The sequence below is a fragment of the Paenibacillus graminis genome (assembly GCF_000758705.1).
Taxonomy (GTDB): Bacteria; Bacillota; Bacilli; order Paenibacillales; family Paenibacillaceae; genus Paenibacillus_AQ; species Paenibacillus_AQ graminis.
On the sequence record NZ_CP009287.1, the window covers coordinates 1535148 to 1560425 of the forward strand.

23 protein-coding genes are annotated in these 25278 nt (G+C 49.4%); 19 read left to right on the forward strand and 4 right to left on the reverse strand.

What is annotated here, in order from left to right:
- The first annotated feature begins 52 nt into the window (after positions 1-52).
- From PGRAT_RS06610 to PGRAT_RS06635, 7 genes are all read left to right on the forward strand, one after another.
- Positions 53-265, forward strand: a complete 213-nt coding sequence (locus PGRAT_RS06610) for a hypothetical protein (protein ID WP_025706469.1) — start codon at positions 53-55, stop codon at positions 263-265.
- A 4-nt stretch (positions 266-269) separates the two neighbouring features.
- Positions 270-413 (forward strand): hypothetical protein, encoded by a 144-nt coding sequence (locus PGRAT_RS33060; protein WP_020428330.1) that lies wholly within the window; start codon positions 270-272, stop codon positions 411-413.
- A gap of 15 nt (positions 414-428) precedes the next feature.
- Entirely contained in the window at positions 429-809 is a 381-nt protein-coding gene (locus tag PGRAT_RS06615) for a hypothetical protein (RefSeq protein WP_025706470.1), read from the forward strand.
- Between the two features lie 20 nt (positions 810-829).
- Positions 830-1327, forward strand: a complete 498-nt coding sequence (locus PGRAT_RS06620) for a hypothetical protein (RefSeq protein ID WP_025706471.1) — start codon at positions 830-832, stop codon at positions 1325-1327.
- A gap of 199 nt (positions 1328-1526) precedes the next feature.
- Complete coding sequence (locus PGRAT_RS06625; RefSeq protein WP_025706472.1) at positions 1527-2126, forward strand: hypothetical protein; 600 nt, start codon at positions 1527-1529, stop codon at positions 2124-2126.
- Positions 2123-4405, forward strand: coding sequence for a hypothetical protein (locus tag PGRAT_RS06630; RefSeq protein WP_155990438.1), 2283 nt, complete (start codon positions 2123-2125; stop codon positions 4403-4405). The genes PGRAT_RS06625 and PGRAT_RS06630 overlap by 4 nt, the downstream gene beginning before the upstream one ends.
- 658 nt (positions 4406-5063) lie before the next feature.
- Positions 5064-8312: a glycoside hydrolase family 78 protein gene (locus PGRAT_RS06635; protein WP_155990439.1), complete on the forward strand. Its 3249-nt coding sequence runs from the start codon at positions 5064-5066 to the stop codon at positions 8310-8312.
- A gap of 126 nt (positions 8313-8438) precedes the next feature.
- Here the strand turns inward: PGRAT_RS06635 and PGRAT_RS06640 are convergent, their stop codons facing one another.
- On the reverse strand, positions 8439-9083 hold the full coding sequence (locus tag PGRAT_RS06640) for a hypothetical protein (protein ID WP_025706475.1): 645 nt from the start codon (positions 9081-9083) through the stop codon (positions 8439-8441).
- Between the two features lie 461 nt (positions 9084-9544).
- On the opposite strand from PGRAT_RS06640, the gene tkt reads away from it, so the two are divergent.
- From tkt to PGRAT_RS06660, 4 genes are all read left to right on the forward strand, one after another.
- The gene (gene tkt / locus PGRAT_RS06645) at positions 9545-11593 is read left to right on the forward strand and encodes a transketolase (RefSeq protein ID WP_025706476.1); all 2049 of its coding nucleotides are present in this window, start codon (positions 9545-9547) and stop codon (positions 11591-11593) included.
- A gap of 34 nt (positions 11594-11627) precedes the next feature.
- A complete protein-coding gene (gene ppnP, locus PGRAT_RS06650) occupies positions 11628-11945 on the forward strand; it encodes a pyrimidine/purine nucleoside phosphorylase (protein WP_025706477.1) in 318 nt (105 codons plus the stop codon).
- Positions 11946-12238: 293 nt separating this feature from the next.
- A complete protein-coding gene (locus tag PGRAT_RS06655) occupies positions 12239-13717 on the forward strand; it encodes a M14 family metallopeptidase (protein ID WP_238326835.1) in 1479 nt (492 codons plus the stop codon).
- Positions 13718-14017: 300 nt separating this feature from the next.
- Positions 14018-14839: an alpha/beta fold hydrolase gene (locus PGRAT_RS06660; protein ID WP_025706480.1), complete on the forward strand. Its 822-nt coding sequence runs from the start codon at positions 14018-14020 to the stop codon at positions 14837-14839.
- A gap of 20 nt (positions 14840-14859) precedes the next feature.
- Here the strand turns inward: PGRAT_RS06660 and PGRAT_RS06665 are convergent, their stop codons facing one another.
- A complete protein-coding gene (locus tag PGRAT_RS06665; RefSeq protein ID WP_025706481.1) occupies positions 14860-15342 on the reverse strand; it encodes a GNAT family N-acetyltransferase in 483 nt (160 codons plus the stop codon).
- Positions 15343-15476: 134 nt separating this feature from the next.
- Positions 15477-16379, reverse strand: a complete 903-nt coding sequence (locus PGRAT_RS06670; protein WP_025706482.1) for an NAD(P)-dependent oxidoreductase — start codon at positions 16377-16379, stop codon at positions 15477-15479.
- 249 nt (positions 16380-16628) lie between these two features.
- On the opposite strand from PGRAT_RS06670, the gene PGRAT_RS06675 reads away from it, so the two are divergent.
- The 3 genes from PGRAT_RS06675 (at position 16629) to PGRAT_RS06685 (ending at position 19331) form a co-directional block, all read left to right on the forward strand.
- A complete protein-coding gene (locus PGRAT_RS06675) occupies positions 16629-17984 on the forward strand; it encodes a glucose-6-phosphate isomerase (protein WP_025706483.1) in 1356 nt (451 codons plus the stop codon).
- Positions 17985-18113: 129 nt separating this feature from the next.
- Positions 18114-18746, forward strand: a complete 633-nt coding sequence (locus PGRAT_RS06680; protein ID WP_025706484.1) for a YigZ family protein — start codon at positions 18114-18116, stop codon at positions 18744-18746.
- A gap of 3 nt (positions 18747-18749) precedes the next feature.
- Complete coding sequence (locus PGRAT_RS06685) at positions 18750-19331, forward strand: TetR/AcrR family transcriptional regulator (protein WP_025706485.1); 582 nt, start codon at positions 18750-18752, stop codon at positions 19329-19331.
- A 177-nt stretch (positions 19332-19508) separates the two neighbouring features.
- Here the strand turns inward: PGRAT_RS06685 and PGRAT_RS06690 are convergent, their stop codons facing one another.
- Positions 19509-19910 (reverse strand): secondary thiamine-phosphate synthase enzyme YjbQ, encoded by a 402-nt coding sequence (locus PGRAT_RS06690; RefSeq protein WP_025706486.1) that lies wholly within the window; start codon positions 19908-19910, stop codon positions 19509-19511.
- Between the two features lie 186 nt (positions 19911-20096).
- Between PGRAT_RS06690 and cysT the strand changes: the two genes are divergently transcribed.
- From cysT to PGRAT_RS06715, 5 genes are all read left to right on the forward strand, one after another.
- Complete coding sequence (gene cysT / locus PGRAT_RS06695; RefSeq protein WP_025706487.1) at positions 20097-20912, forward strand: sulfate ABC transporter permease subunit CysT; 816 nt, start codon at positions 20097-20099, stop codon at positions 20910-20912.
- Positions 20909-21706: a sulfate ABC transporter permease subunit gene (locus PGRAT_RS06700; RefSeq protein ID WP_025706488.1), complete on the forward strand. Its 798-nt coding sequence runs from the start codon at positions 20909-20911 to the stop codon at positions 21704-21706. The genes cysT and PGRAT_RS06700 overlap by 4 nt, the downstream gene beginning before the upstream one ends.
- A gap of 1 nt (position 21707) precedes the next feature.
- Positions 21708-22769, forward strand: a complete 1062-nt coding sequence (locus PGRAT_RS06705; protein WP_025706489.1) for a sulfate/molybdate ABC transporter ATP-binding protein — start codon at positions 21708-21710, stop codon at positions 22767-22769.
- Positions 22770-22789: 20 nt separating this feature from the next.
- Entirely contained in the window at positions 22790-23854 is a 1065-nt protein-coding gene (locus tag PGRAT_RS06710; protein WP_025706490.1) for a sulfate ABC transporter substrate-binding protein, read from the forward strand.
- 553 nt (positions 23855-24407) lie between these two features.
- On the forward strand, positions 24408-25190 hold the full coding sequence (locus PGRAT_RS06715) for an MBL fold metallo-hydrolase (RefSeq protein ID WP_025706491.1): 783 nt from the start codon (positions 24408-24410) through the stop codon (positions 25188-25190).
- The last annotated feature ends 88 nt before the right edge of the window (positions 25191-25278 follow it).

Here is a 25278-nt window from a genome sequence, read left to right on the forward strand (position 1 = left end):
GTTATATTCAAGCATCCAATAAAAACATAAAATGAAAAGGGAGATATTAACAATGAAAAAAGACGCTATTTCTACTGGATTGTTCATCGCTATCGGTTTTCTGTGTGTTGCCATCGTAATTGCCATTTTGATTCCGGTTGTTCGGGATGTAATTAACTCTGCGGACGACAACAGACCGACAATCCCGGGAGTGACTATGGTTCAACCGTCAGAGTTAGCCCCATCAGCCACAGTCGCTAATACTGAGTTCCATACAGCGGTCTAAGGGGATGAAAAAAGACTCGATCTCAGTTGCCATGTTTCTGGCGATCGGTTTTGTGATTGCGGGAATGTTCATCGCGGCAGCAACGAACATCATCGGCAGCAGCCAGGACGATATCATCACACACACCAAACAAGTCGAGCAGTATTAAAAGGAGGCGCAGGCATTGAAGGCTACTGTCCTCCGGGCATTATTCATGTGGCTTGTCTTGTTTATAATCCTCCAGCCCATCTTCACCTACATTGATTATCTGCTAGATTTACAGGTCAAGGCCAACACATCCTATATCACCCAAAAGGCGGCAACGGAGGGGATGGTCACGGCTTCAATGAGGAATGAGGTCATCTCTAACCTAAAAGCTGTCGGATTTCCTGAAGGTTCTATTCAAATCACAAGCAGTACAGAGGCCTTGCAGGAACGCAAGCAACGCATGGATGTGTATATTTCAGCACCCAGAATGAATCTGTTTCCGTACAATTTTTCCGGTGTGTCACAGCCCACGCGTTATTACGGGCATGGGTCAATTATGAGTGAGTATCTCGACTGATTAAGGGATGAACCTAATCTATGGACTATATTATTAAGCTCGCATTTGTTCTATTGATCTTCATCTATTCCTGGTTTTTTCAGATTCAGAATCAGGAATGGGACATGCTGCGCAGCATGCTCAAGGATGCCAATAACATGGCTGTCCATGACGCCTCACAGGAGCTGAATGAGTCCGCACGGGCACAAGGCCGTCTGATTATCGAACCCGCTGAAGCTTTTGCTGCCTTCCGGCAATCTCTTCGGGCAAATCTGGGACTGGACGACGGCCTGTCCCCCCTCGCGGGGAGCCGGCTGCAAACTCAAGTGAAAATCGTGAAGTTCGACATTGTTGATCAGTCCAGCGGAGTTATCTTTCCTTTTCTCTACGAGGATACCAATTATGGTATTACCAAATACATACAGGGGCCGTCCGTAATTGCTGTCATTGAGACGGCCCACCCGGTGCTGATCTCCCGTGCAAAAGTCCAGGAGGCCATAATTGTGCCTGCTGTGCAGGAGTATAAGATGAATGAGTGAGCCAGCCCGGTAACCCTCTCTTCATTGCCATTCCAGTCCATTGGCTCCTTCCCAAGCTATGCTCGGGCGGGGGTCCTACCAATGAACTATCTGGTGAAGCGGAACTGTTGAATATTATTTGGAAGGGTAAGCCTGACCCGTGACGAGCCTTTGGCAGGCCGCACATACATACCAAACATTTAAGGGAGAGATTTCTATCATGAAGACAGTAGTGAAAGTAACACTGGCAGCAACGATGATGTTCTGTTCAATATTGGGAAATGTAGGAGCTGCAGGAGCATCGAAGACGAAAGCGCCGGCGGTACCAGTAATTACGGATAATTTATCGAAATACGGTTTGAAGAAAAGCATCGAATTACCAGTAACGATGTCCGATCAAAATTTCAGCTACACGCTTCATAAAATTATGATCTACGACTTTAATTCCAAAGAAGCTAAAACACTAAGAGATAAGTATGGGTATCAAAAATCAGGGACGGTACTTGTTAATCCTAAGTATTTGATATGGACGAAAATCACTATAGCTAACACTTCTAACAAGAATTTATATGGATCTGGTGGACAATTAGAAAGTAGAATCAGGCTTTTCTTTGATAATTCTAGATCCATCGTTGATACTATTGGACCTATGAAGCATATGGGGAAAACGAATAATAAGGATGCTATGTGGACTTTTGATCTAGACCCAGGCGAAAAACTTACCACCTATTTTGCGTATGTCTATGAGGGAGAGTTTGACTATTTTTCAATCCAGCATTTTGGAAAACAATTAACTGAAAAGTATGTGGTGAAGGAATGAAGAGATTAGCTTTATTCTTTTTGCTTCTATGTTTAGGTACTTCTCTTTTTTCATCGGGTGTTGCTATGGCAGCAGATACTAAGCCATCTTCAGTATCTATACCAATTAGTACAGGCTTAGTTGGATCTAATAAGAGTGCTAAAGTTTACTTTTTAGATCTGCCTTCAGGAGTTAACAGTCAGTCCATAAAAACGGGGACACTAAAGTATAACGGAAGCAATGAAACTGTGGGAGGAGTAACTGTTGAGAATGGGAAAATTAAGGTTACTCTTAAAGGTACAGCGAATACAAAGGTTATCTCAGGTGTCCAAGGTTATCAGGCATCTTACGGCCAAGACTTTCTTGTCCATCCGGGAAACTCCATTTGGCGATATTCAGATGGGCGAAGATGGCAAATAAATGAATACGATGAAAATACAAATGGTATGAAAACCTATGATAAAGGTGGAGAGGATGGGCAAATGCCTTCTGCAAATCCTCCGAATGTTGTAGTATCTGCTGCCCCGCCAATGGATATAAATTATCTGAAATGGTACAACGGAGCGCAAACAGAGGTTGTTGATTCATCAGCCATCATTCAATCGACGATCAAGCCAAATTTTACTAAAGGGTCACCCCAACTGAAGGACACTCCGAAATTTAAAAATGGCAGGGTTATCGTAAATTATTACATTCCGTATTATGGAGACAAAACTTATCTAACCTATACAGATCAAAAAGGGGATGCAACTCACCCGCTAGTTGGTCATGCAACAGGGAGAATGTTTGAAGTAAATGCTTTCTATTATTTCACGGCCGATGCTAAAGTAACCTCCTACAGCTATGCCGGTACAGTCACCTTCGATTACTCCCCACCCGACCAGGCTACGCTCAATGGAACGGCCACATTGGAGAAGCCGAGCCCGAACCCGATCAAGCTGGAAGGAAGCAAAATAGATGTGAAAATTAACGTCAAAGGCGAGCTATTAGGTTATTCGGATTCCTCTAACATCGAGGAATGGGTGTTTTACGCCAAGGAGAAGAATAGCACGGGCAAGGCCGACATGAAGAAGGATTACAGCAAGCAACTTGCCGCATCAAAGAGCTTTGACTTCGCAATCCCGGCAAGTCGTGTCGTCAATGATAATTTCAAGCAGGACTATACCCTGACCGTTGTCATTCGGTTTAAGAAGCCTGTGGTTACCAAGACCGGAACGATAACATCTCTGGAGCAGAGCATGGAAGTCTCTGCCGGGGTGTACAAGAAGGACAACCCAGTCAGCTATCCATCCGTACCAAGTACACCGGCCAAGCCGGAAGGCAAGCCGCCTATTGCCCGCATCACTGCACCTAAGTACATCAAAGCCGGGTCTGACATGATGGTATACGGGGGGAATTCCTCCGATCCGGACGGATACATCACCGACTATGGTTGGGGAACTCCTGGAGCAGAAGGCGGGATTGAAAATACGGCCAGAGGTTATGTCTGGTATACACGGGATAAGGTCGGAGAGACTTTTCCAATTACCCTGACCGTCGTTGATAATGACGGTATGACCGGAAGCACCAGCACGGAAGTGACGGTCATTGAGCCAAGGCCATCGGCAGACCTCGAAATTAGCGGATCGCTCAAGCATAACCGGAAAACCACATTGACCAACAGCAGTTCAAGTCCGACCCGGTTTCCGATCATTAAGTCCAAGACGCAGGTCACGATTAGTGCAGTCAGCGGTGGCACGAATGCGGATATTAAGTACAGCGGCAGCTTGGCCGAGCTGGAGAGTAAAGATGTACTTTTTAAGAAGCAAGGGAAGTATAAGGCGACGATCCACGTGGAGAATACAGCCGGGTATGCTTCAGACAAGGAGATTACCTTCGATATCGTTCCCGATGAATTCCCGGTTGCTTACTTTGCAATGCCCATAGGGGCCTATAGGGACCCGAGTAATGGAAATAAAGCAGTCATTTCTATTGATGATATGTCTTTCTCTTCAGACAAAGATAATATCATTCAACGGATTTGGGAATATCGCTACGATTCTAATAACAACGGAAGTTTTACAGATGAGAGCTGGGCACAGTTTAGTGATGAAAACAAAACTCGCCTAAACTTGGAGCTGTATCAGGTCGGGAGGTATGAGGTACGTATTACCGTTATTGAAGAGTTTGGCCAGCCGACGATAGAGGATTTTGTCACCGATGCCGATCGGTTGCGGACGAGCTCTGAGGCTACCCAGAATGTTATCGAGCGAATAGTCGAAGTGAATAACCGCCCACCTGAAGTAGATTGGGATTTTTAAGTGGAGAAAGGAAAGACATATGAAACGTTTGTTGAAGGAAAGCATCATTTTATTCTTTTGTTTTGCTTTACTGTTTCCTTTCTTGCCACGACCAGCATTAGAGGGGGTAGGACTCGGAACAGTTGCGCAGGCTGCAGAGGACGACATCATTTATTATCGGGATATCACTTTTGAAGCCGGACAAGGGGGGCACGGAAACCAGGATGATGCGCTCACATTAGATTTCCCGGCCCTCAAGGTTATTAATATTAAATACAATAAAACCACTAAAAGATTGACCTATGATATTGCACCTGGAGCCAACATGCGGGTCCATTTGAACAGTGGTTATGGTACAGAACGAATTATGACCAAGATGTGCTCTTCTATCTATACCAAGAAGGGATATGAATATGAAAAAATGGATCAGGGTGGGGCAGATGAGTCCTGGTTTTGTCGTGAAACCCCATACTCTTCCTATTATGACCGCAATTGGCAAGCGGATTATGGAAACTTGTATAGTTTTGTCCCCTATGAGGAACGGTATAAACCTTATGTTGATTTTGATTTATCTAATATAAGAGAGAAGATGAGAGTAACTGCACCGAACATTTTTTCCCAGGGTTATAACGACCTTCAAGAAGATAACATACGTCCAGGATTAGTTGGAGATCCAGAATTGTTCCGATTCAGAGTAATCGTTCATACGGACTTTACTGGCGGGGATGGGCCATATGGTGTGGGATGGGCACCTGCCTATTATACGCCTTATATGACAAGGACGGCTGAACTCATACCCAATCATCCACCTTCTTTATCCGTGGGTACACCTAATGGAATAACGTTAGTCAATGCTCCCAATTTGAGCGGAGCCAATATTGAGGGATATGTCAGTGATCCGGATAACGAAGATGTAACGGTAACCGCTGAAATTCCCAATGTTTTCTACAAGAAGACCGTTGTACCTCAAGCCAAATTTTCGAAAAGCTTCAGTATACCGATAGACGTCATTCAAGATTCTTTGCCGCCAGGGGCGTACACGATGAATATTACGGCATCCGACCCCTCTGGAATGACAGCAAAGGCGCCGCTCACAATTAATGTCAAACAGCAAATGAGGAACAAGTCCTTTGTACTCGTCAATACACCTGTAGAAACGAAAACGAAATTCTTTGACTCTGAGGGTGATGCTAAACATGGGGAGCGCTACAGATTCGATCATGATCCATACTTTTTTGATAATTCTATGGGCATCATAGGAGATTCCGGGTTGTGGCGCAGTTCTGTCTACGCTTCATTCCCTTATAGCGGAGTGTACGTGGCTACTTTTCAGGGCCGGGACAACCCCAAAAACGACGACCGGTTCGACGTTTACCGGAAATGGAGCCGGGACAATTTGTCATCAATGACGTTCCATGTTCACCGCAAACCGATTGCCTTGTTCAGCGCCAAGCTGATGGGCGGAATGTTGCAGATAACCGACAGCTCTTACGATTTAGATCATATTACTGCATCCAATAAAGGGCTGATGGACTGGCAATGGCAGTATAAGAAGACAGAAGCGCAAGTCTGGACGGATGGGTTCCCTCCGGCACAGTTGCCGGGCAGTGACCAGTATGATATTCGCTTAAGAGTGAGGGATGTAGATGGTGAAAATGGGGCTGGAGTGTGGAGCGATTGGTCGCAGCAAACCGTAGGGGCAGCCTATAACTTACCCCCGGTCGCACTCTTTACGGTGGAGCCGAGCATCGTGTCTTACCGGAAGGCAACGACGATTATAGACAAGTCCTTTGATCCGGATAATGATCCACTCGATGTTTATAACTGGAACGTAATTAAGGATGGTTGGCAGCAGGTATGGAGTCATTGGGGTGGTGCTACTACACCGCCCAATATCGCGGGCTTTGGAGCAGGGACATATCAACTGACTCTGAAGGTTCATGATAACCGCGGACTCTGGTCGGAACCGTATACACAAACCGTGAAGGTGATTAATCATCCCCCGGCGGCTGCCTTTAGCATGCCAGCGGAAGTGTACCGGGATACGGTCATTACGATGGAAAATACGACACCTGACCCGGACGAGGACGGGGATGTGCTGAGCTATGGCTGGAACGCACGGATCAATAGCAGCCCATATTATTATTCCGGAGGTAACCGAAATCAGGTCATGACCATCCGGGATCTGATCGCACGCAGCGGCATTACACAGCAGCAAGCCATTTCAGATGGCTGGGAAATGCGTCTGACAGCTTCAGACGGAACACTTTCCTCTAATGCAACTAGAACGTTTGCTGTTTTAAACCATGTTCCGACAGCAGCCATTAACGGGCCTGCGATGGTATATCAGTATGATACGAAGCAATACACTTCGTCTGATAATGATGGAGATCCATCCGACATGGCCAGTCTTCAATATTTTTGGAAGGTGACGGATAGTGACGGGGCTACCAAATTATACAAGACTCCTAACATCGATATCAGTTTCCCGAATTCGGGTATTTACACCCTGGAGCATTGGGCTGTGGACCAGATTGGGGCCAAGTCAAACATCGACACGTTAAAGGTCAACGTACTGAAGAACCTGGCTCCATCAATGACGATAACTTCCCCTGCCGGCACATCGGAGAACCCTTCTGTACTTGATGCAGAGAAGCAAGGAGATCCGTTAGTTGAGTGGACATACTCCGACCCGGAGAATGATCCGCAGGAAAAGTACCGGCTGGAGTTTTTTACGAAGGAAGGTATATTGGAAAAAAGTGTGGAGAACGCAGATCACACCGGCTTGATCCGCCAGTATCAAGTCCTTAACCCAACGTTTAATCGCTTCGAATATTTCACAGTATTGGGACGGACGTATTCTAAAGGTTCCTGGTCCGAGATTTCGAATGAAAAAATGTTCATCATTGATAACCCGCCAAAGCCTGGATTCACCTTAATCACCGATACCGGAAAGGATGCCACAAAGGTACCGGTCTATCGGACAGATATCCTTAACATCAAGAGCACGGCTACGGATCTGGACGAGTCAAAGGGAGATGCTATCAGCTATAAGTATACTCTTAAGCCCGAAAACGGAACGGAAGGTCTTGCCAGCTCTCAGGGCGATTTTACGAAGAAGTTTGCTTCCAATGGAGTTTTTACGTATCGTCAAGTTGTGACGGATTCGCTGGGTCTTTTTCGTGAGATTACACATAACCTGACGGTTGTAAACCGAATCCCTAAAGTAAATATCACGTATCCGACTAGTGACAGCCAGGCCAAGCCTACCATCGTCAGCACGCTTACGCCGGTCATCAAGTGGGATTACCAGGATGATGACGGCGACCTGCAGCAGCGCTATAAAGTACGCATTATCAACTTAGCCACAGGCGCAGTAAAGGTGCAATCAGGTGAACAGGTTTCAAATGCTAAGCAGTGGCAGGTGCCCGCTGGAGTGCTTGCAGAGTATGAGAAGTATGCGGTAGAGGTCGAGGCTTTCGACGGCTTTGACTGGAGCGCGATTTCTCCGCGGAAATATTTTATGGTCAATTTGCTTACGGTCAAGGGCGGGGTTAAGCATACGGAAGAGTGGAATACCAACCGCCAAGCCTATAATCTGAAACAAAGCGGAGACCCGGAAAGTCCGCGCGCTTATAACGTGTATTGGGCAGGTGAAGCTTTCGTGCTGCAAGCGAAGACAACCGGTCTTCCAGATACAGTTCAGGTAACAATGACGGGCGGGTATACAACGCAGCTCACCCCGGCTAATAACGACAAGCTCATTTGGGATGGACAACTCACTGATCCTTCTTTTGAGAAATTACCAAATGGGCCAGTTACGTTCACCTTTACGGCTGCGAATGAGTATCAAACGAAGGCAGATACGGTGACAGTGATCATTTCTGAAGATTGGACGGAGTATTTTAGAAGTCATAGAATAAAGTGAAATGCGAGGGAACCGTTTTGGAGAAGAGAAGAACCTTATAGTTGAAACCCAAAAAGCCGCCATTGCGACTTTTTAAAAGACTCCAACCAGCAAGTCCTTAGACAACAGCGGATGGAGGGTGGCCGTTCAGACGACTCCCTCTGCCCGTTCTTCCTGCAGCCGCATCAGCCGTGATGCAACCGAGGCCGGAACAGCAGATCCGGAATGATGTAAACCTGAAGCATGGACTGTTTTTCCGTGCACTCTGCGCATGTAATAGGAGAGCTTGCCACTGAAGATTTTATGCGCGCGCAGAGAGGAGGCGAAATCCTCGGGTGTTACGAAGCAGGAGGGCTTGGCAACGGGGTGAACCGCAGATTCTTCGAAGACAGAAGCGACAAAATGGGAGCAGAAATAGGCATTCTCCCGGTTGATTTCCACATTGAGCAGAACACCAATTAAGCCTAACAGATGGTATTTGTAGCGGTCCTGCTGCTCCATCATGCCTTTCACGTGGTTGTACATTTTCTCATATTCTGTTTTGCTCACACTGAGCTGATAGATAGCGCAGTCCGCGCTGCTGTAAAAGGGATGCACAAAATTCTCGCGGATCAGCCCCGCGGCAAAGGGGTTATATGCTTTTTTGCGTCCGAAGCTGTACACTTCACTCAGCTCCCTGTCAAAAGCAATCGATGCGTGATTAAGTTCAGCTCTGGTAAACCATTTAATAATTCCGCTAAAAGCAGTGCCCGTTCCGGTAAGCACAACGTAGATATTTCGATTTGCATTCATCTTTGAGTTCCCTTTCTGCTGGAAATAGTGTTAATCCGGTTAATCGCTTGCTTAAGTAATTCCATCTTACTGTATATTCCAGCGTTGTAAAACAAACTTTAGTCTTATTCAGTTACTGGACCAAAGGCTAAGTCGGAAACTGGCCCTATGCACGTTGCAGGAATTATCAATGATTTATCAATGACTCAGGTACAATTAACGGTATAGCGTTTTCATTATATCTATCATACTCTACATTTGCTGAAGAGGCGTTTCTTTTTCATAGGAAGGGCCGCTTTTTTTGCCGCATAAGGATTGGCCCACTGCAAGACCTCTGGGAAGATAAATGAATAGATTAGACGGGAGCCGCAAAATATAAGCTGTTCGAACATAGGGTCTGCAAAAACAATTGGAATTGCTTCCACATTAGTGATACAATAATAGTCAAAATGACATTCTTGATTAAGAGGAGGATTATTTTCATGACTGAACAGGCAAAAGAACAAGCAATCCATAAAGAAGAAAACTCCACCGTGGATAACCTTGCCATCACGACCATCCGCACGCTTGCCATTGATGCGATTGAAAAAGCAAATTCCGGCCATCCGGGAATGCCAATGGGTTCAGCTCCTATGGGGTATCAGCTGTTTGCGAAGACTATGAATCATAATCCGGAACACCCGACTTGGGTCAACCGTGACCGCTTTGTGCTGTCCGCAGGACACGGTTCCATGCTGCTGTACAGCCTGCTGCACCTTAGCGGCTATGATCTGCCGATGGAAGAACTGAAGCAATTCCGCCAATGGGGCAGTCTGACGCCGGGCCATCCGGAGTTCGGCCACACCGCAGGTGTTGATGCGACTACCGGTCCGCTTGGACAAGGTATCGGTATGGCAGTTGGGATGGCGATGGCTGAAGCTCAGCTCGGTGCCACCTACAATAAAGGCGGCCATAATGTAATTGACCACTATACGTACGCAATCTGCGGCGATGGCGATTTGATGGAAGGGATTTCCTCCGAATCCGCTTCGCTTGCCGGTCATTTGAAGCTTGGCAAACTGATTGTACTCTACGATTCCAATGATATCTCGCTGGACGGCAAGCTGAATCTGGCATTCTCCGAAAATGTAGCGAAACGTTTTGAAGCTTACGGCTGGCAGGTTCTGCGTGTGGAAGACGGCAACGACCTTCCGGCAATCAGCCAAGCGATTAGCGAGGCGCAAGCCGAGAGCGGCAAACCGACCTTGATCGAAGTGAAGACTGTCATCGGCTACGGCAGCCCGAACAAGCAAGGCAAAGGCGGCCACGGCGGTACTCACGGTTCCCCGCTGGGAGCAGACGAAGCAAAGCTGACGAAGGATTTCTACAAATGGGTATACGAAGAGAACTTTTATGTGCCGGATGAGGTCCGTGCACGTTTTGCTGAAGTGAAGGAAAAAGGCATTGCCGCCAACAAAGCATGGGACGAGAAATTTGCTGCTTACAAAAAAGCATACCCTGAGCTTGCAGCTCAGCTGGAAACAGCTCTGAACGGCGAGCTTCCTGAAGGCTGGGATGCTAATCTTCCGTTCTACAAAGCTGAAGACAAAGCGGTTTCCACGCGTGTTGCTTCCGGTAATGCTCTGAACGGTCTTACGGCTGGTGTTCCGCAGCTTGTGGGCGGTTCCGCCGACCTTGAAAGCTCGACAATGACCCATTTGAACGGTCTTGACCAATTCACTCCGGATTCTTACGACGGCCGCAATATCTATTTCGGCGTCCGCGAGTTCGGTATGGCTGCGGCGATGAACGGAATTGCCCTGCACAGCGGCCTTAAGGTATTTGGCGGCACCTTCTTCGTATTTACCGACTACCTGCGTCCGGCGGTTCGTCTGGCTTCTATTATGAAGCTGCCGGTAACTTATGTGCTTACCCATGACAGTATCGCTGTCGGTGAAGACGGTCCTACCCATGAACCGATTGAGCAGCTTGCATCCCTGCGCATCATTCCAGGTCTTACGGTTATCCGTCCGGCTGACGGCAATGAAACCTCGGCAGCTTGGGCTTATGCGATGGAGAACACTTCAAATCCGGTAGCTCTGGTGCTTACCCGCCAAAACCTGCCGATCCTGCAAGGCACTGTAAACGGAGTACGCGACAACATCAAACGCGGCGGTTATGTGGTTTCCGATTCCAAGAACGGTACACCGCAGGCACAGATTATCGCCACAGGCTCTGAGGTTCAGTTGGCTGTAAAAGCACAGGCTGCTCTTGCCGAAGAAGGCATTGACGTCCGTGTCATCAGCTTGCCGAGCTGGGATCTGTTCGAGAAGCAAGATAAAGCTTACCGTGATTCCGTTATCCTGCCTGAAGTCAAAGCCCGTCTGGCTATCGAAATGGCGCAGACCTTCGGCTGGGAACGTTACACTGGCGATCAGGGCGATATTCTTGGCATTACAACCTTCGGTGCTTCTGCACCTGGCGATACTGTAATCAAAGAATACGGCTTTACCGTAGAAAATGTAGTCAACCGCGTCAAAGCCCTGCTATAATAGACGGATTAAGGACAAAGGGGAGAATAAGCAGATGAGTCAGTTCACCAACGCGACAATTCAAAAAGCAGCTAATATTTATTACGATGGAAAAGTTACCAGCCGCACGGTTACTTTGCAGGATGGCACTAAGGTGACACTTGGCATCATGCTGCCTGGAGTATATGAATTCGGTACGGAAGGTCCCGAGACAATGGAGATTCTGTCCGGCGAGCTGAAAGTACTGCTTCCCGGTACAGATGTGTGGAAAGAGATCAAAGGCACAGATACCTTCCACGTTCCCGGCAACTCCAAGTTTGCGCTGGAAGTATTTGCTTTAACTGATTATTGCTGTTCTTACCCGGTTTTGTAGTTGAATCTATAGGATGAAATGATGTCCCGGCAGCTTTGCCGGGACACTTTTTTTTGTTTCATAGATGAATCTACCAATTATTAATATTGACGGTATAAGTTACATTCTCATATACTTCCACTAGCTACTAGAGAGATTAGCTCTAATCTCAAGCAGATCGAATGGGGGATGGGAACGTGATAAGGTCATGCTTTTGCAAGGAAATACATAAGGTTACGCTAGTTTTTTTCAGTTTTATGTTACTAGGATCATTATTCATCATTACAGGATCGGTACAGGCATCGGCAAACATTGTGAACTCCAATCAGGTATATTCCTATACCGTGATGCAAAGGGATATCGAGAGATTAGTGAAGGAATATCCTGACCTGGTATCTTCAGAATCGCTGGGGCAAACCGCCTATGGACGGCAGCTGTGGGCGGTTAAGCTGGGCCGGGGAGAATCCGTGCTGTTTCTTAACGGTTCGCATCATGCCAGAGAATGGATGACCAGTGCGTTGTTGATGAAAATGATTGATACATATGCCCAAGCCTATTATAGCAATAGCCAAATTGCGGATTATAACGTACGCAGTTTACTGGACGAAGTCAGCATTTGGGTGGTTCCGATGGTAAACCCGGATGGTGTGACTCTATCCCAGCAGGGTACAGCGGGGCTGCCGGTGAATCTGGCCCAAACGCTGCGCCGGTACAACGGGAACAGCACTAATTTTAACCGCTGGAAAGCAAATATGCAGGGAATTGACCTTAACCGTCAATATCCGGCGAGTTGGAATACGATAAAGGATGCGGTCAAGTATCCATGGTATCAGAACTACAAAGGACAGAAGCCGGGGCAAGCTCCTGAAGTGCAGGCGATGATGGATTTTACACATAAGATTGATCCGGAAGTTACAATTTCCTACCATAGCTCAGGGGAAATCATATTTTGGCACTTCAACACTTTGAACAGCAATCTGACCCGTGATAAAACGATGGCCCGGACCCTTGGCAACCTGACGGGATACTCTCTGGTGACTCCACAGAAAAATCCTTCAGGCGGCGGTTATAAGGATTGGTTCATTCAGGAGTATGGCCGGCCCGGGTTTACGATTGAAATTGCAGATTATGCCGGTGAGAGCAGTGTTCCCTTAAGGCAGTTTAGCGGAATCTGGTCTGAGAACAAGGAAGTCGGGCTTTATTCCGCGCTGCAGTCCTATTCATTATGGCTGGGGAAGCAGAAGATCCAATATCTGCAGCAAACCATGAGCCTGCTGGCAGGAACGGAACTCTATACTAAATTAGGGGCTGCCGCCGGCGGGACCAATCTGCAACCGCAAAATATTCAGGTTATTGCACGGAAGGGTGACTGGTATCAGGTTCAAGCAGATAAAGGGCTGGGATGGATTCATCCATCACCGGGAAAGCTGGCAATCATCGAGGAGATTACGGCAACTGCCGAATTGAAAGTGAGCGCACCTGCATATGCATATCCGGATGCCTTCTCTCCTAAGGTGACCGTTCTCGTTCCGCAAACCGTGCAGGTCTCGGGGAGATGGGGAACCTGGCTGTTGGCCTCGACCCCAGGCGGGAAGTGGTGGATTGACGGGCGAAAGGCAGAACTCAAGTGGCCGATAGAAGAGGCTGCACAAAATACAGCAACAGATGCCAATATAACCGATGCCGATACAACGGATACTAATACAAAGGATTCTAATACAACGGGTGCTGATACAGCGGCCAATGTTGAGCAATCCGGGCAAACCCCCCCAGCTGCTGCAAATACTCCATAAATCGCAAACAAGTTCATAATAGATGTACCAAAAGAGCCCTGCTATTAGCGGGCTCTTTTGGTTCCAATGTACACAATGTATGTTGAGCGCTGCATTGCATTCTTCCATTTCTTGCTGAAACGGAACCCGCTATCTTTGGAGGAACATGAAGCCACGTTTACTTGTTATGCATGTATATGTACTTGCCAGACAAACGGAAATTTGTTATCCTACAATAAGAACATATGTTTGTAATTGTGGGGAATATTATTTCTTCCAGCTGCTTAATCTTAATATCCAGATGTACGTAGGAGTGAGATCATGCTGTATTCGGATAACTACATAACGTTTAACTATGAAGAGGCCGGAGAGGGTAAGCCGATGCTGATCCTTCACGGTAACGGCCCGGACCACCGGATGATGATGAGTTGTATGGAACCTCTATTCTCCAGTCAAGACCAATATAGGCGGATCTACGTTGATTTGCCCGGGATGGGGATGTCACCTGCCGCAGAATGGATCCGTTCTTCGGATGATATGCTGCGTGCGGTCAAGATGATGATTGAAGCGTTAATACCCAATGACCGTTTTCTTCTTGTGGGCCAATCTTACGGCGGCTATCTGGCAAGAGGACTGCTGGGGGAATATGCGGAGTTAATCGATGGTCTGTTTCTGCTCTGTCCCTGTGTAATTGCTGAATCCTCCCAAAGGGAGCTTCCGCCGCACCAGGTGATGGTCCAGGATGCTGAATTGCTGGAAGAGCTGAGTGCAGCGGACAGAGAGGAATTCATCTCTATTGCAGTTGTGCAGGATAGAACTGTATGGGAGCGGTACAGCCGTGAGATACTATGCGGCCTCCAGTTGGCGGATGAAGCCTTCATGGAGCGGATAAAAGCGGACGGCGGCTATCCCTTCAGCTTTGATGTAAATGCTATCGCTTCCTTTGAGAAGCCGAGTCTGATCATCACAGGAAGGCAAGATTCAATAACAGGATATAAGGATGTCTGGAAGCTATTGGATTTCTTGCCGCACGCGGCGTTTGCGGTTCTGGACCGTGCCGGTCATAATCTGCATCTGGAGCAAGAGGAGCTGTTTAAGGCTATGGCAAGAGAATGGCTCTCAAGAGTAAGCAGCGAGACCTGAACATTAGCTAGATCTGTACATCAGTCTGAATGCTGCTCCGTTCGTTCATATTGAATAAGTGTTACGCCGCTTTCTTCGATTTGAACTTCTGCGGTCTGCACAAAGCCCAGCTTCTTATAGAAGTAGTGGTTCCTGACTGCCCAGGAGGGGGTGTCCAGTGTCCATTTATGCGCGTTGGGGAAAGTGCTGAACAAGAAATAAAAAGCATCCTGTCCATACCCCCGGCTCTGATACAGCGGGTCAATAAAGATTCGGCCCAGATGATATTCCTGTCCACCCGGTGAAGGGAAAACTATCATTCCGCCGATGATGTGCCCATCAGCAATCAGCTTGTAGTATAGGCCTTTTTCCATCATTTCACTCTGCCACGAACTGGAGCTGTATCCTGGAGGCCCGTCTTCAGCTTTGTTCTGGAACCGGCGGTCATCTTCATCAAAGGCTCTTTTTTGGACTTCTGCCAACAGGTCAGCATCCTGGGGTTCGGCTATAAGAATGGACAGCATGCAATGGTCCTCCTTGGTGTTTTAGGTAATTCCGATCATTGCTGCGGCAGCTTCTGCAGCAGCAGACGCAGCCCACACTGCGGCTGCGTCCGATTTCACTTTATTGGTTTCAACTTCGTCGGGAGCCTGCAAGCCTATTTCTTGCTTGCGCCCCCGCCGATCTTCTGGCCAATCCATTCCTCATAGGATTTGACCACTGCAGACAGGTCTTCATCCCCGTAGCCGTGGTTGAACCCGGCCTGGAACATGCTTTTGGCTACGCCAAGCATGGGGGAAGGCACGCCTGTGGAATCGCTGAGCGAGGAGGCCAGCTTGAGATCCTTCAGCATCAGCGCAAGGGAGAACTGGTTGCTGAAATCATTGTCTATGATCTTCTGTCCTTTCAGTTCGGCTTGTTTGCTGCCCGCCGATCCGTTTTTCACCAGCTCCAGGAACTTGTCTGCGGGAACGCCGGATTTCACGGCGATGGAGAAGCCTTCGGCGAGCGCAACATTATGAATGCCAACCATGGCGTTGTGAGCCAGCTTAGCTACAGCACCGCTGCCGTTGCCGCCCATATGCAAGAGCAGTCTGCCCATGGAGTCAAAAATATCCCGGTGCTGATCAATGACCTCGGCGCTGCCGCCAACCATGAACACCAGCGTGCCTTCAATGGCCGCAGGTTTGCTGCCGGTTACCGGCGCATCCAGGAAATTTCCGCCCCGCTCCTCCACGGCTGCGGCAATTTCCTTCGCCAAACCGGGGGAAATCGTGCTGGAATCCACAACTGTTGTCCCCGGTTTAAGGACAGCCAGGATGCCGCCGGTGCCGTAGAACACCTCACGGATGGAATCATCGTTGCTGATCATGGTAATAATAACATCCTTGCCTTCGGCGGCATCTTGCGGCGTTGCGGCCACCTGGGCACCCTCTGCTCTCAGAGGTTCACTTTTGCTTGCTGTCCGGTTGTACACGGTAACCTCAAATCCGCTGCGCAGCAGGTTGGAGGCCATAGGTGCCCCCATCGTTCCGAGTCCGATAAAGCCGATCTGCTTCATTCTGTTTCCACCTTCGCTCTTTGAAATTGCATCCTTTTATATATTCTATCACGGCACCCTGGCTTGTTCCACAAAACGGTCCTTTGCTTTATGCAGCAAACGTTTCCACGAAACTTCCAAAAACATGGTTCAAAAGCCCGGGATGTGCCTAATGACCTTGCCAGTCAAGGCAAATTAAAGTATCCTAATGATAAAGTTGTAACAAACGGTGTCAAATCCAAAGAGATAAACAGGAGGTAACCATTACCGATGTCCAAGAAGATTAATTTTGACTACACTAAAGCCCTCTCCTTCTTCAGCCAGCATGAGATTGACTACTTTGCCGCTCCGGTGAAGCTTGCCCATGAGCAGCTTCATAACAAGAGTGGAGCAGGCTCCGATTACCTGGGGTGGATTGATCTGCCAACAGCCTATGACAAGGAAGAGTTTGCCCGTATCCAGCAGGCTGCCAAGAAGATTCAGAGCGATTCCGATGTGCTTATCGTTATCGGTATCGGCGGTTCTTATCTGGGTGCGCGTGCAGCTATTGAGGCGCTCTCGCATTCCTTCTACAACAACCTTTCCAAAGACAAACGCAAAACACCGGAAGTTTATTTTGCAGGCAACAACATCAGCTCTACATATATCACACACCTGCTTGACCTTGTAGAAGGCAAAGACTTCTCCGTTAACGTTATCTCCAAATCCGGCACAACTACTGAACCGGCTATCGCTTTCCGTATCTTCCGCGCAGCGCTGGAGAAGAAATACGGCAAAGAAGAAGCACGCAAGCGTATCTACGCTACCACCGACAAGGAGAAAGGCGCACTCAAGAAGCTTGCCAATGAAGAAGGCTATGAGTCGTTCATTATCCCTGACGATGTAGGCGGACGCTACTCGGTACTGACACCGGTAGGTCTTCTGCCGATTGCTGTAGCGGGAATCAACATTGAAGAAATGATGCAAGGGGCCGCAGCCGCAGCGGATGAGTTCAACAACCCGGATGTGGCTACCAACCAGAGCTATCAATATGCAGCTGTCCGCAATGCCTTGTACCGCAAGGGCAAAACCACAGAAATCCTCGTCAACTACGAGCCTTCCCTGCATTTCGTATCCGAATGGTGGAAGCAATTGTACGGCGAAAGCGAAGGCAAGGATTTCAAGGGCATCTATCCGTCCTCCGTTGATTTCTCCACGGATTTGCACTCCATGGGCCAATTCATTCAAGAGGGGAACCGCAACATTTTCGAAACGGTGATCCAGGTTGAAAAGGTTCAGCATGAAATTTCGATTGAGAATGATCCGGATGATCTGGACGGCCTGAACTTCCTGACTGGCAAGACCATGGATTTTGTCAACAAAAAAGCGTTCCAGGGCACAATGCTGGCACACACAGACGGACAAGTGCCGAACCTGATCGTGACCATTCCGGATCAAACGCCTTATACCTTCGGGTACCTGGTGTACTTCTTTGAAAAAGCCTGCGGTATCAGCGGATACCTGCTGGGCGTCAACCCATTCGACCAACCAGGTGTAGAAGCATACAAGAAGAACATGTTCGCACTGCTCGGCAAACCGGGCTACGAGAAAGAAAAAGCAGAGCTCGAAGCAAGACTTACCGAATAGCATTGCCTGACACCGCAGATCATTCATACTAGTAGAGACACCAGGGAGCAGACCAGAGGTAATCCATACCATGGCCTGCTCTCCTAATATATATTAAGATATTAATTGGATGTAAGGAATGGAATAATGATGCTGGAACAATACCGGACGGTGCGCTCTCCCGGTTCCCGGGAAGTCGTAATCCGTAAGTCACGCTTCATCGGCCACGTAATGCCGGTGGAGAACGAAGAGGAAGCCGCGCAATTTATTGAGAACATCAAGAGGCAGCATTGGAATGCCACACATAACTGCTCTGCATATATGATTGGCGAGCGGGACGAGATCCAGAGACAGTCGGATGACGGGGAACCGAGTGGAACGGCCGGTAAACCGATTTTGGAGGTAATCCGCAGCCAAAACGTTAAAAATGTCGCAATTGTTGTTACCCGTTATTTCGGAGGCATTATGCTGGGGGCAGGCGGATTAATCCGGGCCTATACGGACGGCGCTGTACTGGCACTCGAAGCTGGAGAAGTGATCACCCGTGTGCTGAGGCGTGAGGTATGGGTAGAAATCGACTATACCTGGCTGGGCAAGGTTGAGAATGAGCTTAGAGGAAGAGGCATACAGACTGGTGAAACTTTGTTTACGGATAAAGTTACGCTGCTGTGTCTGCCGCGCAATGATGAGGGAGACACATTTATGGCATGGATAACGGATCTTACCCAGGGGCAAGCGCTGGTTACAGAAGGGCGGCGGCTTTACTACAGCGAAGGGGAATAAGATATGGCAAGAAGAGCAGTCGAGCAGGAGTTGTCTAGGGAAAGAATTTTGGAAGCAGCCAGGCATTTATTCATTACCAAAGGATACCGGGCGATATCGATGCGCAGCATTGGCCAGCATTTGGGGTACAGCCATGGGTCGCTCTATTATCATTTCAAAGAGAAGGCGGAGCTGTTCTACGCCATTGTCGTCGAAGATTTCAATCATGTTGCCACATTGCTGAATCAAGTCATGCATACGCCTCCTGAACCGGGAATGACGCGGGTGGAACAGCTGATTCTGGAATTTATCCGGTTTGGACTAGATCATCCTTATCAGTATGAGATTATGTTCATGATCCGTGACGAAGAGCTGCTTGCCTATTGCCGTGCGGAACAGGGCCGATGTTTTGAGTTATTCGCAGGCATTGTGCGTTCGCACATGAAGGAAGAGGGTTACGTATCGGAAGACTGGCAGAGCATACCGCTTACCTTGTTCTTGTCCGCACACGGATTTATTTCTTATTATATTCAGGATAAGGTATCATTTGAGGATGTCAGGCAGGCTGCAATTATGCATGTGAAGGTATTAAGCCGCAGTTTATAGAGGCTGTGTTTTTTTTTAACATTTCTCAGTTTAGCGCGTTGCATTGGTAGAACTTTGAATGGTGAAAGTGTGAAGAGGTTTATCCTTCTTATAAAAGACGGTCCCGCTAGAAGTGGCGGGCCGTCTTTTTGCTGCAGCAAGGACTATATTATAGAAGTTGAACGTGAGTAGGTAGGTTTAGCCTTCTATAATCTTCAGATAACATTGCCGGCGTCTCGGCCCGTCAAATTCGCAGAAGTAAATGCCCTGCCAGCGGCCCAGCAGCAGTGCGCCCTCATGAATGATGATGCTCTGGGAGGGGCCGGCAGTGATGGATTTCAGGTGAGAAGCCGTATTTCCTTCTGCGTGGCGGTATTTGGGATGCTCCCAAGGGTAAACTTCGTCAAGCCGCATCAGCACATCATGTTTGACGTCCGGGTCTGCATTTTCATTAATAGCTATTCCCGCAGTGGTGTGCGGACAGTATACAACGATGATGCCATTCTGAACACCGCTTTTTTTGACATAGGAAATGACTTCTCTGGTGATGTCCCGCAGCTCATCCCGTTTGCTTGTGCTGATCTCCATAGTGTGCAGCATAATGTTATCCCCTCTCTGTACAGTAAATATACTATAGTTTACCCCAAATCGAACGAAAGTAATTGACGGGGGCAAGCGGCATTTGGTAAAGTAGTGTTAACTTTAAACCAAGTATATTAATAGGAATAATAATGGCTGTAAAGGCGAGTATACCGACCGGTAAGCCGGAGGTGGGGGGATTTGTTCTTGAATACGCTGCTTCGACACAAGGGCTGGACATGGGGATTCCGCACGACTATTCTGCTGTATTTTGTGGTACTGATTGTTCTGCCGATACTGGGGGTCTACTACAACTCGTTTTCGCTTGGCTTCAGTAATTTTGCCGAAAGTATCAGTGATCCGATTGCCTGGAAGTCCGTACTGCTGACACTCAAATTAGCTGTTATTGCTACGGTCATTAATGTGCTGCTTGGGACGATGATTGCCTGGGTGCTGATCCGCTATCAATTTCCCGGGAAGGCGCTGCTGAACAGTCTTGTTGATTTGCCTTTTGCGCTGCCGACGGCAGTTGGGGGGCTGATGATTCTGCTGCTGCTGGGTCCGGGCAGTCTGATCGGCGGTATGGCGGAAGCACTGGGATTCGAAATTGTATTTCACCAGCCGGCGATTGTAATTGCCATGGTCTTTGTAACCTTTCCCTTTGTGATCCGTGCGGTGCAGCCGCTGCTGGAGGAGCTGGACGCTTCGGAGGAAGAAGCGGCTTATACGATGGGAGCCACGCGCAGCCGCGTATTCCGGCAGGTCATTCTGCCTTCCATGGCCCCTGGAATGATCGGCGGCGGCATGCTGGCCTTCTCCCGGGCGCTTGCCGAATTCGGAGCTGTCGTACTCGTAGCAGGCAATATTCCGGGACGTACGCTGGTATCCTCCGTGTTCATTTTCGGTGAAGTGGAAAGTGACAATCCGGTCGGAGCCGCGGCGGTATCCATCATTCTCTTAACCTTGTCCTTCCTTATTCTCTGGCTGATCAATATGCTGCAGATGCGGGGGAGAAGAGTATGAGAAAACTGTGGATCGGACTTACTTATCTTGTATTTTTCCTGCTGATTGCCGCACCTCTGGGGAAAATGACAATCGGCGCCTTCAGCGAAGGCTTCGGCGGCTTCTGGAATGCACTGACCCGGCCGGAGGCGCTGCACGCGCTGCTGATGACAGGGCTCGTCGTTGTGGTGGTCACGCTGCTCAATACGCTGTTCGGCATTATGATGGCCTTGTATCTGGTAAGGGCAAGCTGGCTGGGCAGCCGGGTGAAAGGGCTCCTGAACAGTATCGTCGATCTGCCCTACGCGGTGTCGCCGGTAATCGGCGGGCTCATGATTGTACTGCTGCTCGGTCCGGACAGTGCACTGGGTGCTGTGTTTGAACAAATCGGGGTGAAGATTGTCTATGCTTTTCCGGGAATGGTGATTGCTACACTCTTCGTGACCTTCCCTTTGATGGTGCGTGAGATTATGCCGGTGCTTCAGGAGATCGGCTCGCAGCAGGAGGAGGCAGCTTCAACGCTAGGTGCGTATGGCTGGACCACCTTCTGGAAGGTAACCTGGCCCTCCATCCGCTGGGCTGTGATCTACGGTGTAATTCTGACGGTTGCGCGCTCGCTGGGGGAATTCGGGGCGGTGCTGGTCGTTTCGGGCAATATCATGAACAAAACCCAGACTGCGACCACGCTGGTCTATCAGGATGTCGAGAACTTCAATGTAACGGCTGCGGGCGGTATAGCGCTGGTGCTGGCCGCTTTCTCCGCGGGTCTGCTGCTGCTTATGGAATGGAGCAAAAGAAGAAAGGAAGTGCATTAATATGCATGTAGAGGTCCGGGGACTCAATAAGCATTTCGGAGATTTTCACGCGGTGAAGGACGTCAACTTCGGCATTACCAAAGGCCATCTGATTGGGCTGCTCGGTCCAAGCGGCGGGGGCAAAACCTCGATTCTGCGCATGTTGGCAGGACTGGAGACGCCGGACAGCGGCGAGATTGTTTTTCATGGCAAGACGGTAAATAATCTTCCTCCCCAGGAGCGGGAGATCGGCTTTGTGTTCCAGAACTATGCGCTGTTCAAGCACATGACGGTGTATGAGAATATTGCTTTTGGCCTGAAGGTGAAAAAAGCAAACAAACACACGATCCAGAACCGCGTGGCAGAGCTGGTGGAGCTTACGGGTCTCAAGGGTTTTGAAAAGCGTTATCCGCATCAGCTCTCAGGCGGTCAGCGCCAGCGTGTTGCCTTTGCCCGGGCGCTTGCGCCTGAACCGCAGCTGCTGCTGCTGGATGAACCGTTCGCTGCGATTGACGCAAAAATCCGGCAGGAGCTGCGTTCGTGGCTGCGCGAGCTGATTGAGCGTGTCGGCATCACCTCGATTTTCGTGACCCATGACCAGGATGAAGCCATTGAAGTTGCTGACGAGATCATGATTATTAATCAAGGCCGGCTGGAGCAGAAGGGCACGCCTTGGGACATCTATAAAGAACCGAAGACGCCGTTTGTCGCGACCTTTATCGGGGAGTCTACGCTGATCGGGAGCGCCGCGGAGCTGAAGGGCTTCCACAATACGGGAGGCAAGCCTACCAAGGCGCTGATCCGTCCGGAATATATCGAAGTAGGCAACCTGAATGAATTCAAGATGGCTTCGGCTACGGAGCAGGGCATCGTGAAACATCTGCATTTCCGCGGCAGCGAATGGCTGGTTGAGGTGGAAGTGAACGGCCATAAGCTGGTAACCTACCGCTCGCTGGAAAAAGAAACCCTGACCCCTGGCCAGGAAATCGCGGTGCTTGTCCACCGTGCTTATCTTTTCAACGACGAGCGGAGCTGGATTCAAGAGAACGGATTGAAGGAAGACCCAATGCCTGTCTTTATCTAACTAAAGGATGTGTCGCCGGGATGAGGTTTTTCAAAAGGAGCAGACAACTGCACGGCTGGCGGGCTGCCCTAATGCTGGCAATACTCGCGCTGGCGGTGACCGGGTGCGGGAACGGACAAGAAAGCTCTGCGGCTGTGAAGCCGCAAGGGGATCTTACGCTGGTGGTAGGAGCCTATAGTGTGGCGAAGGATGCCATGGGCGAAATTCTGCCCCTGTTCGCGGCAGAGTGGAAGGCCAAAACGGGGCAGACGCTCACGTTCCAGCAGTCTTATGAGGCATCGGGAACCCAGGCCCGGGCCATTGCCGGCGGATTTGAAGCCGATGTGACGCTGCTGGCGATGGAAGGCGATGTCGACAAGCTGGTGAAGGCGGGACTGGTTGAAGCGGACTGGAAGAAACGGGGCGTGAACGGGATGGTGACCCGCTCGGTGGTGGCGCTCGGTACCCGGGAGGGGAACCCTAAGGGCATTCATGATTTTGCCGACCTGGCGAAGCCGGGAGTAAAGGTGCTCTATCCCAACCCCAAAACCTCCGGGGGAGCCCAATGGGACATCAATGCCATCTATGGGGCAGGATTGAAGCTGTCCGAGGAGCAGGAAGGGGCAAAGGACCCGGCTGCCGCCAAAGCTTTTTTGGAGAGCGTACACGCCAATGTAGAATCTCTGGATAAAAGCGGGCGGGCTTCCATGGCGGCTTTTGAATACGGGGTGGGCGATGTGATCGTCACTTATGAAAATGAGCTTCTGGCCCGGATCGCGCAAGGCGTTAAGTATGAGGTGATTATTCCCAAGAACACGATCCTGATCGAAAATCCGGCAGCGGTCGTGGATAAGTATGCTGAGGAACATGGCACCAGCGAAGCTGCAGGCGCATTAGTGGATTATTTGACCACGCCGGAGGCACAGCAGGTTTTTGCCAAATATGGGTTCCGGCCCGTTGACAAGCAGGTGTATGCAGAGAATGAGAGCCGTTATCCGGTGCCGGCGGGTCTGTTCGATATTTCCTATCTGGGCGGCTGGAATGAGGTTCGGACGACACTGTACTCGAAACGCGGCATCTGGTATCAGGTGCTGGCCGGAATCTAGGGCACGGAACGATGAGTGATGGGTTACATGAGTATGAGTTTATGAGTAAGATGAGTAAGATGAGTATATGAGTAGTATGGGTATATGAGCATAGATTGGAATTGGATTAGTAAAAGAGTTGTCTCATCGGCGGGCTAGCCTGCAGAACGGGATGGCTCTTTTTTGGTTTTTATGTCCGGCCTGGCGTGTGCAGCAGCGAAAGAACAGAGCTGCTTTCGAAGAAGATGCTGAACGGCATGAAAGATTTTGGGGGGGGCAGTAAATTAAACTGGAATGTTGTACAGCATGCAGGTAGTGCGGCGGATTTAATGTGGAATGAGCAGAGATGTTGTAAGGCGTGCAGGATTTGGAGTAAATGTGGGGTGAAGCGAGCAGAAATGTTGTATAACGTGCAGGATTATCTCAGGTCGCTGCTCAAGGTGCATAGTCTAACGGTGGTGTGTTGGGAAAACGAGTCCTCTCTTTCACTAACAGGATGCAATCGATCGCTGAGCTGTTCTATAATGGTAAAGTGTTTTTGGAACCGTGATGATATTAGAAGGAGGTCTTGCTTGTGGACACATTGGTATTTTTGGGAACTGGAGACGCCATGGGCGTACCCCGGGTATATTGCAGCTGCGAGACCTGCATGGAGGCAAGAAGCAGCGGAGACAACGCCCGGCTGCGCTCCTCCGTGCTTATCGATAATGGCAGTGATTTCTGGGTCATTGACTGCGGGCCGGATTGGCGGCGGCAAATGGAGCTGCAGGGGCGGCGGAGCATGCGCAGGCTGCTGGTGACACATCCGCACTTCGATCATATCGGCGGACTGCCGGAATGGGCCGACAGCTGCCGCTGGATGGGGTACAGAGGGGAGCTCTATGCTCCGGCGGAGGTGATCCCAGTGATTCAGCGGCAGTATCCGTGGCTTGGCGGACATATCGATATGATTCCGTGCGATGGCGGTCTTGAGCTGGATGGCTGGCAGGTCCGCACCTGGCGGGTTAACCACGGGAAGAACGGCTACTCCTACGCCTACCGGCTGGAAAAGGACGGCTACGCCTGGGTCTATTGCCCGGACTCGATTTCGCTGGGACCGGAGGAGACAAAGCATATGCATGGAGCAGATCTGCTGGTGCTGGGGACAAGCTTTTATTATGAATCCGCCGAGCTGTCCACCCGTTCGGTGTACGATATGACCGAAGCGGCAGAGCTGCTGGACATCGTGGAGCCGGTCCGTGCGGTGTATACGCATATGTCGCATGATGTGGATATGAGAAAAGACTATATTCTGCCGGGGAATGTGACGCTCGCGGTAACGGGGCTCAAGCTGCAGCTGGGTCACGGCAAAGGTTGAGACTCATAGAGGAATTCCGGTTGTTTACGGAAGTCAGTCGGATTAGAACTCGAACTTTTGCTTGAGAGAAGCAGGTGAGCAGGTGTTA

Excerpts from the sequence above, each read along its gene's own strand:
- PGRAT_RS06710 (WP_025706490.1), top strand. The coding sequence starts at position 22,790 with ATGAGGTTTTTCAAAAGGAGCAGACAACTGCACGGCTGGCGGGCTGCC.
- PGRAT_RS06680 (WP_025706484.1), top strand. The coding sequence starts at position 18,114 with ATGCTGGAACAATACCGGACGGTGCGCTCTCCCGGTTCCCGGGAAGTC.
- PGRAT_RS06630 (WP_155990438.1), top strand. The coding sequence starts at position 2,123 with ATGAAGAGATTAGCTTTATTCTTTTTGCTTCTATGTTTAGGTACTTCT.
- ppnP (WP_025706477.1), top strand. The coding sequence starts at position 11,628 with ATGAGTCAGTTCACCAACGCGACAATTCAAAAAGCAGCTAATATTTAT.
- PGRAT_RS06640 (WP_025706475.1), bottom strand. The coding sequence starts at position 9,083 with ATGAATGCAAATCGAAATATCTACGTTGTGCTTACCGGAACGGGCACT.
- PGRAT_RS06660 (WP_025706480.1), top strand. The coding sequence starts at position 14,018 with ATGCTGTATTCGGATAACTACATAACGTTTAACTATGAAGAGGCCGGA.
- PGRAT_RS06610 (WP_025706469.1), top strand. The coding sequence starts at position 53 with ATGAAAAAAGACGCTATTTCTACTGGATTGTTCATCGCTATCGGTTTT.
- tkt (WP_025706476.1), top strand. The coding sequence starts at position 9,545 with ATGACTGAACAGGCAAAAGAACAAGCAATCCATAAAGAAGAAAACTCC.
- PGRAT_RS06690 (WP_025706486.1), bottom strand. The coding sequence starts at position 19,910 with ATGCTGCACACTATGGAGATCAGCACAAGCAAACGGGATGAGCTGCGG.
- PGRAT_RS06665 (WP_025706481.1), bottom strand. The coding sequence starts at position 15,342 with ATGCTGTCCATTCTTATAGCCGAACCCCAGGATGCTGACCTGTTGGCA.
- PGRAT_RS06705 (WP_025706489.1), top strand. The coding sequence starts at position 21,708 with ATGCATGTAGAGGTCCGGGGACTCAATAAGCATTTCGGAGATTTTCAC.
- PGRAT_RS06625 (WP_025706472.1), top strand. The coding sequence starts at position 1,527 with ATGAAGACAGTAGTGAAAGTAACACTGGCAGCAACGATGATGTTCTGT.
- PGRAT_RS06620 (WP_025706471.1), top strand. The coding sequence starts at position 830 with ATGGACTATATTATTAAGCTCGCATTTGTTCTATTGATCTTCATCTAT.
- PGRAT_RS06685 (WP_025706485.1), top strand. The coding sequence starts at position 18,750 with ATGGCAAGAAGAGCAGTCGAGCAGGAGTTGTCTAGGGAAAGAATTTTG.
- PGRAT_RS33060 (WP_020428330.1), top strand. The coding sequence starts at position 270 with ATGAAAAAAGACTCGATCTCAGTTGCCATGTTTCTGGCGATCGGTTTT.
- PGRAT_RS06670 (WP_025706482.1), bottom strand. The coding sequence starts at position 16,379 with ATGAAGCAGATCGGCTTTATCGGACTCGGAACGATGGGGGCACCTATG.
- PGRAT_RS06700 (WP_025706488.1), top strand. The coding sequence starts at position 20,909 with ATGAGAAAACTGTGGATCGGACTTACTTATCTTGTATTTTTCCTGCTG.
- PGRAT_RS06675 (WP_025706483.1), top strand. The coding sequence starts at position 16,629 with ATGTCCAAGAAGATTAATTTTGACTACACTAAAGCCCTCTCCTTCTTC.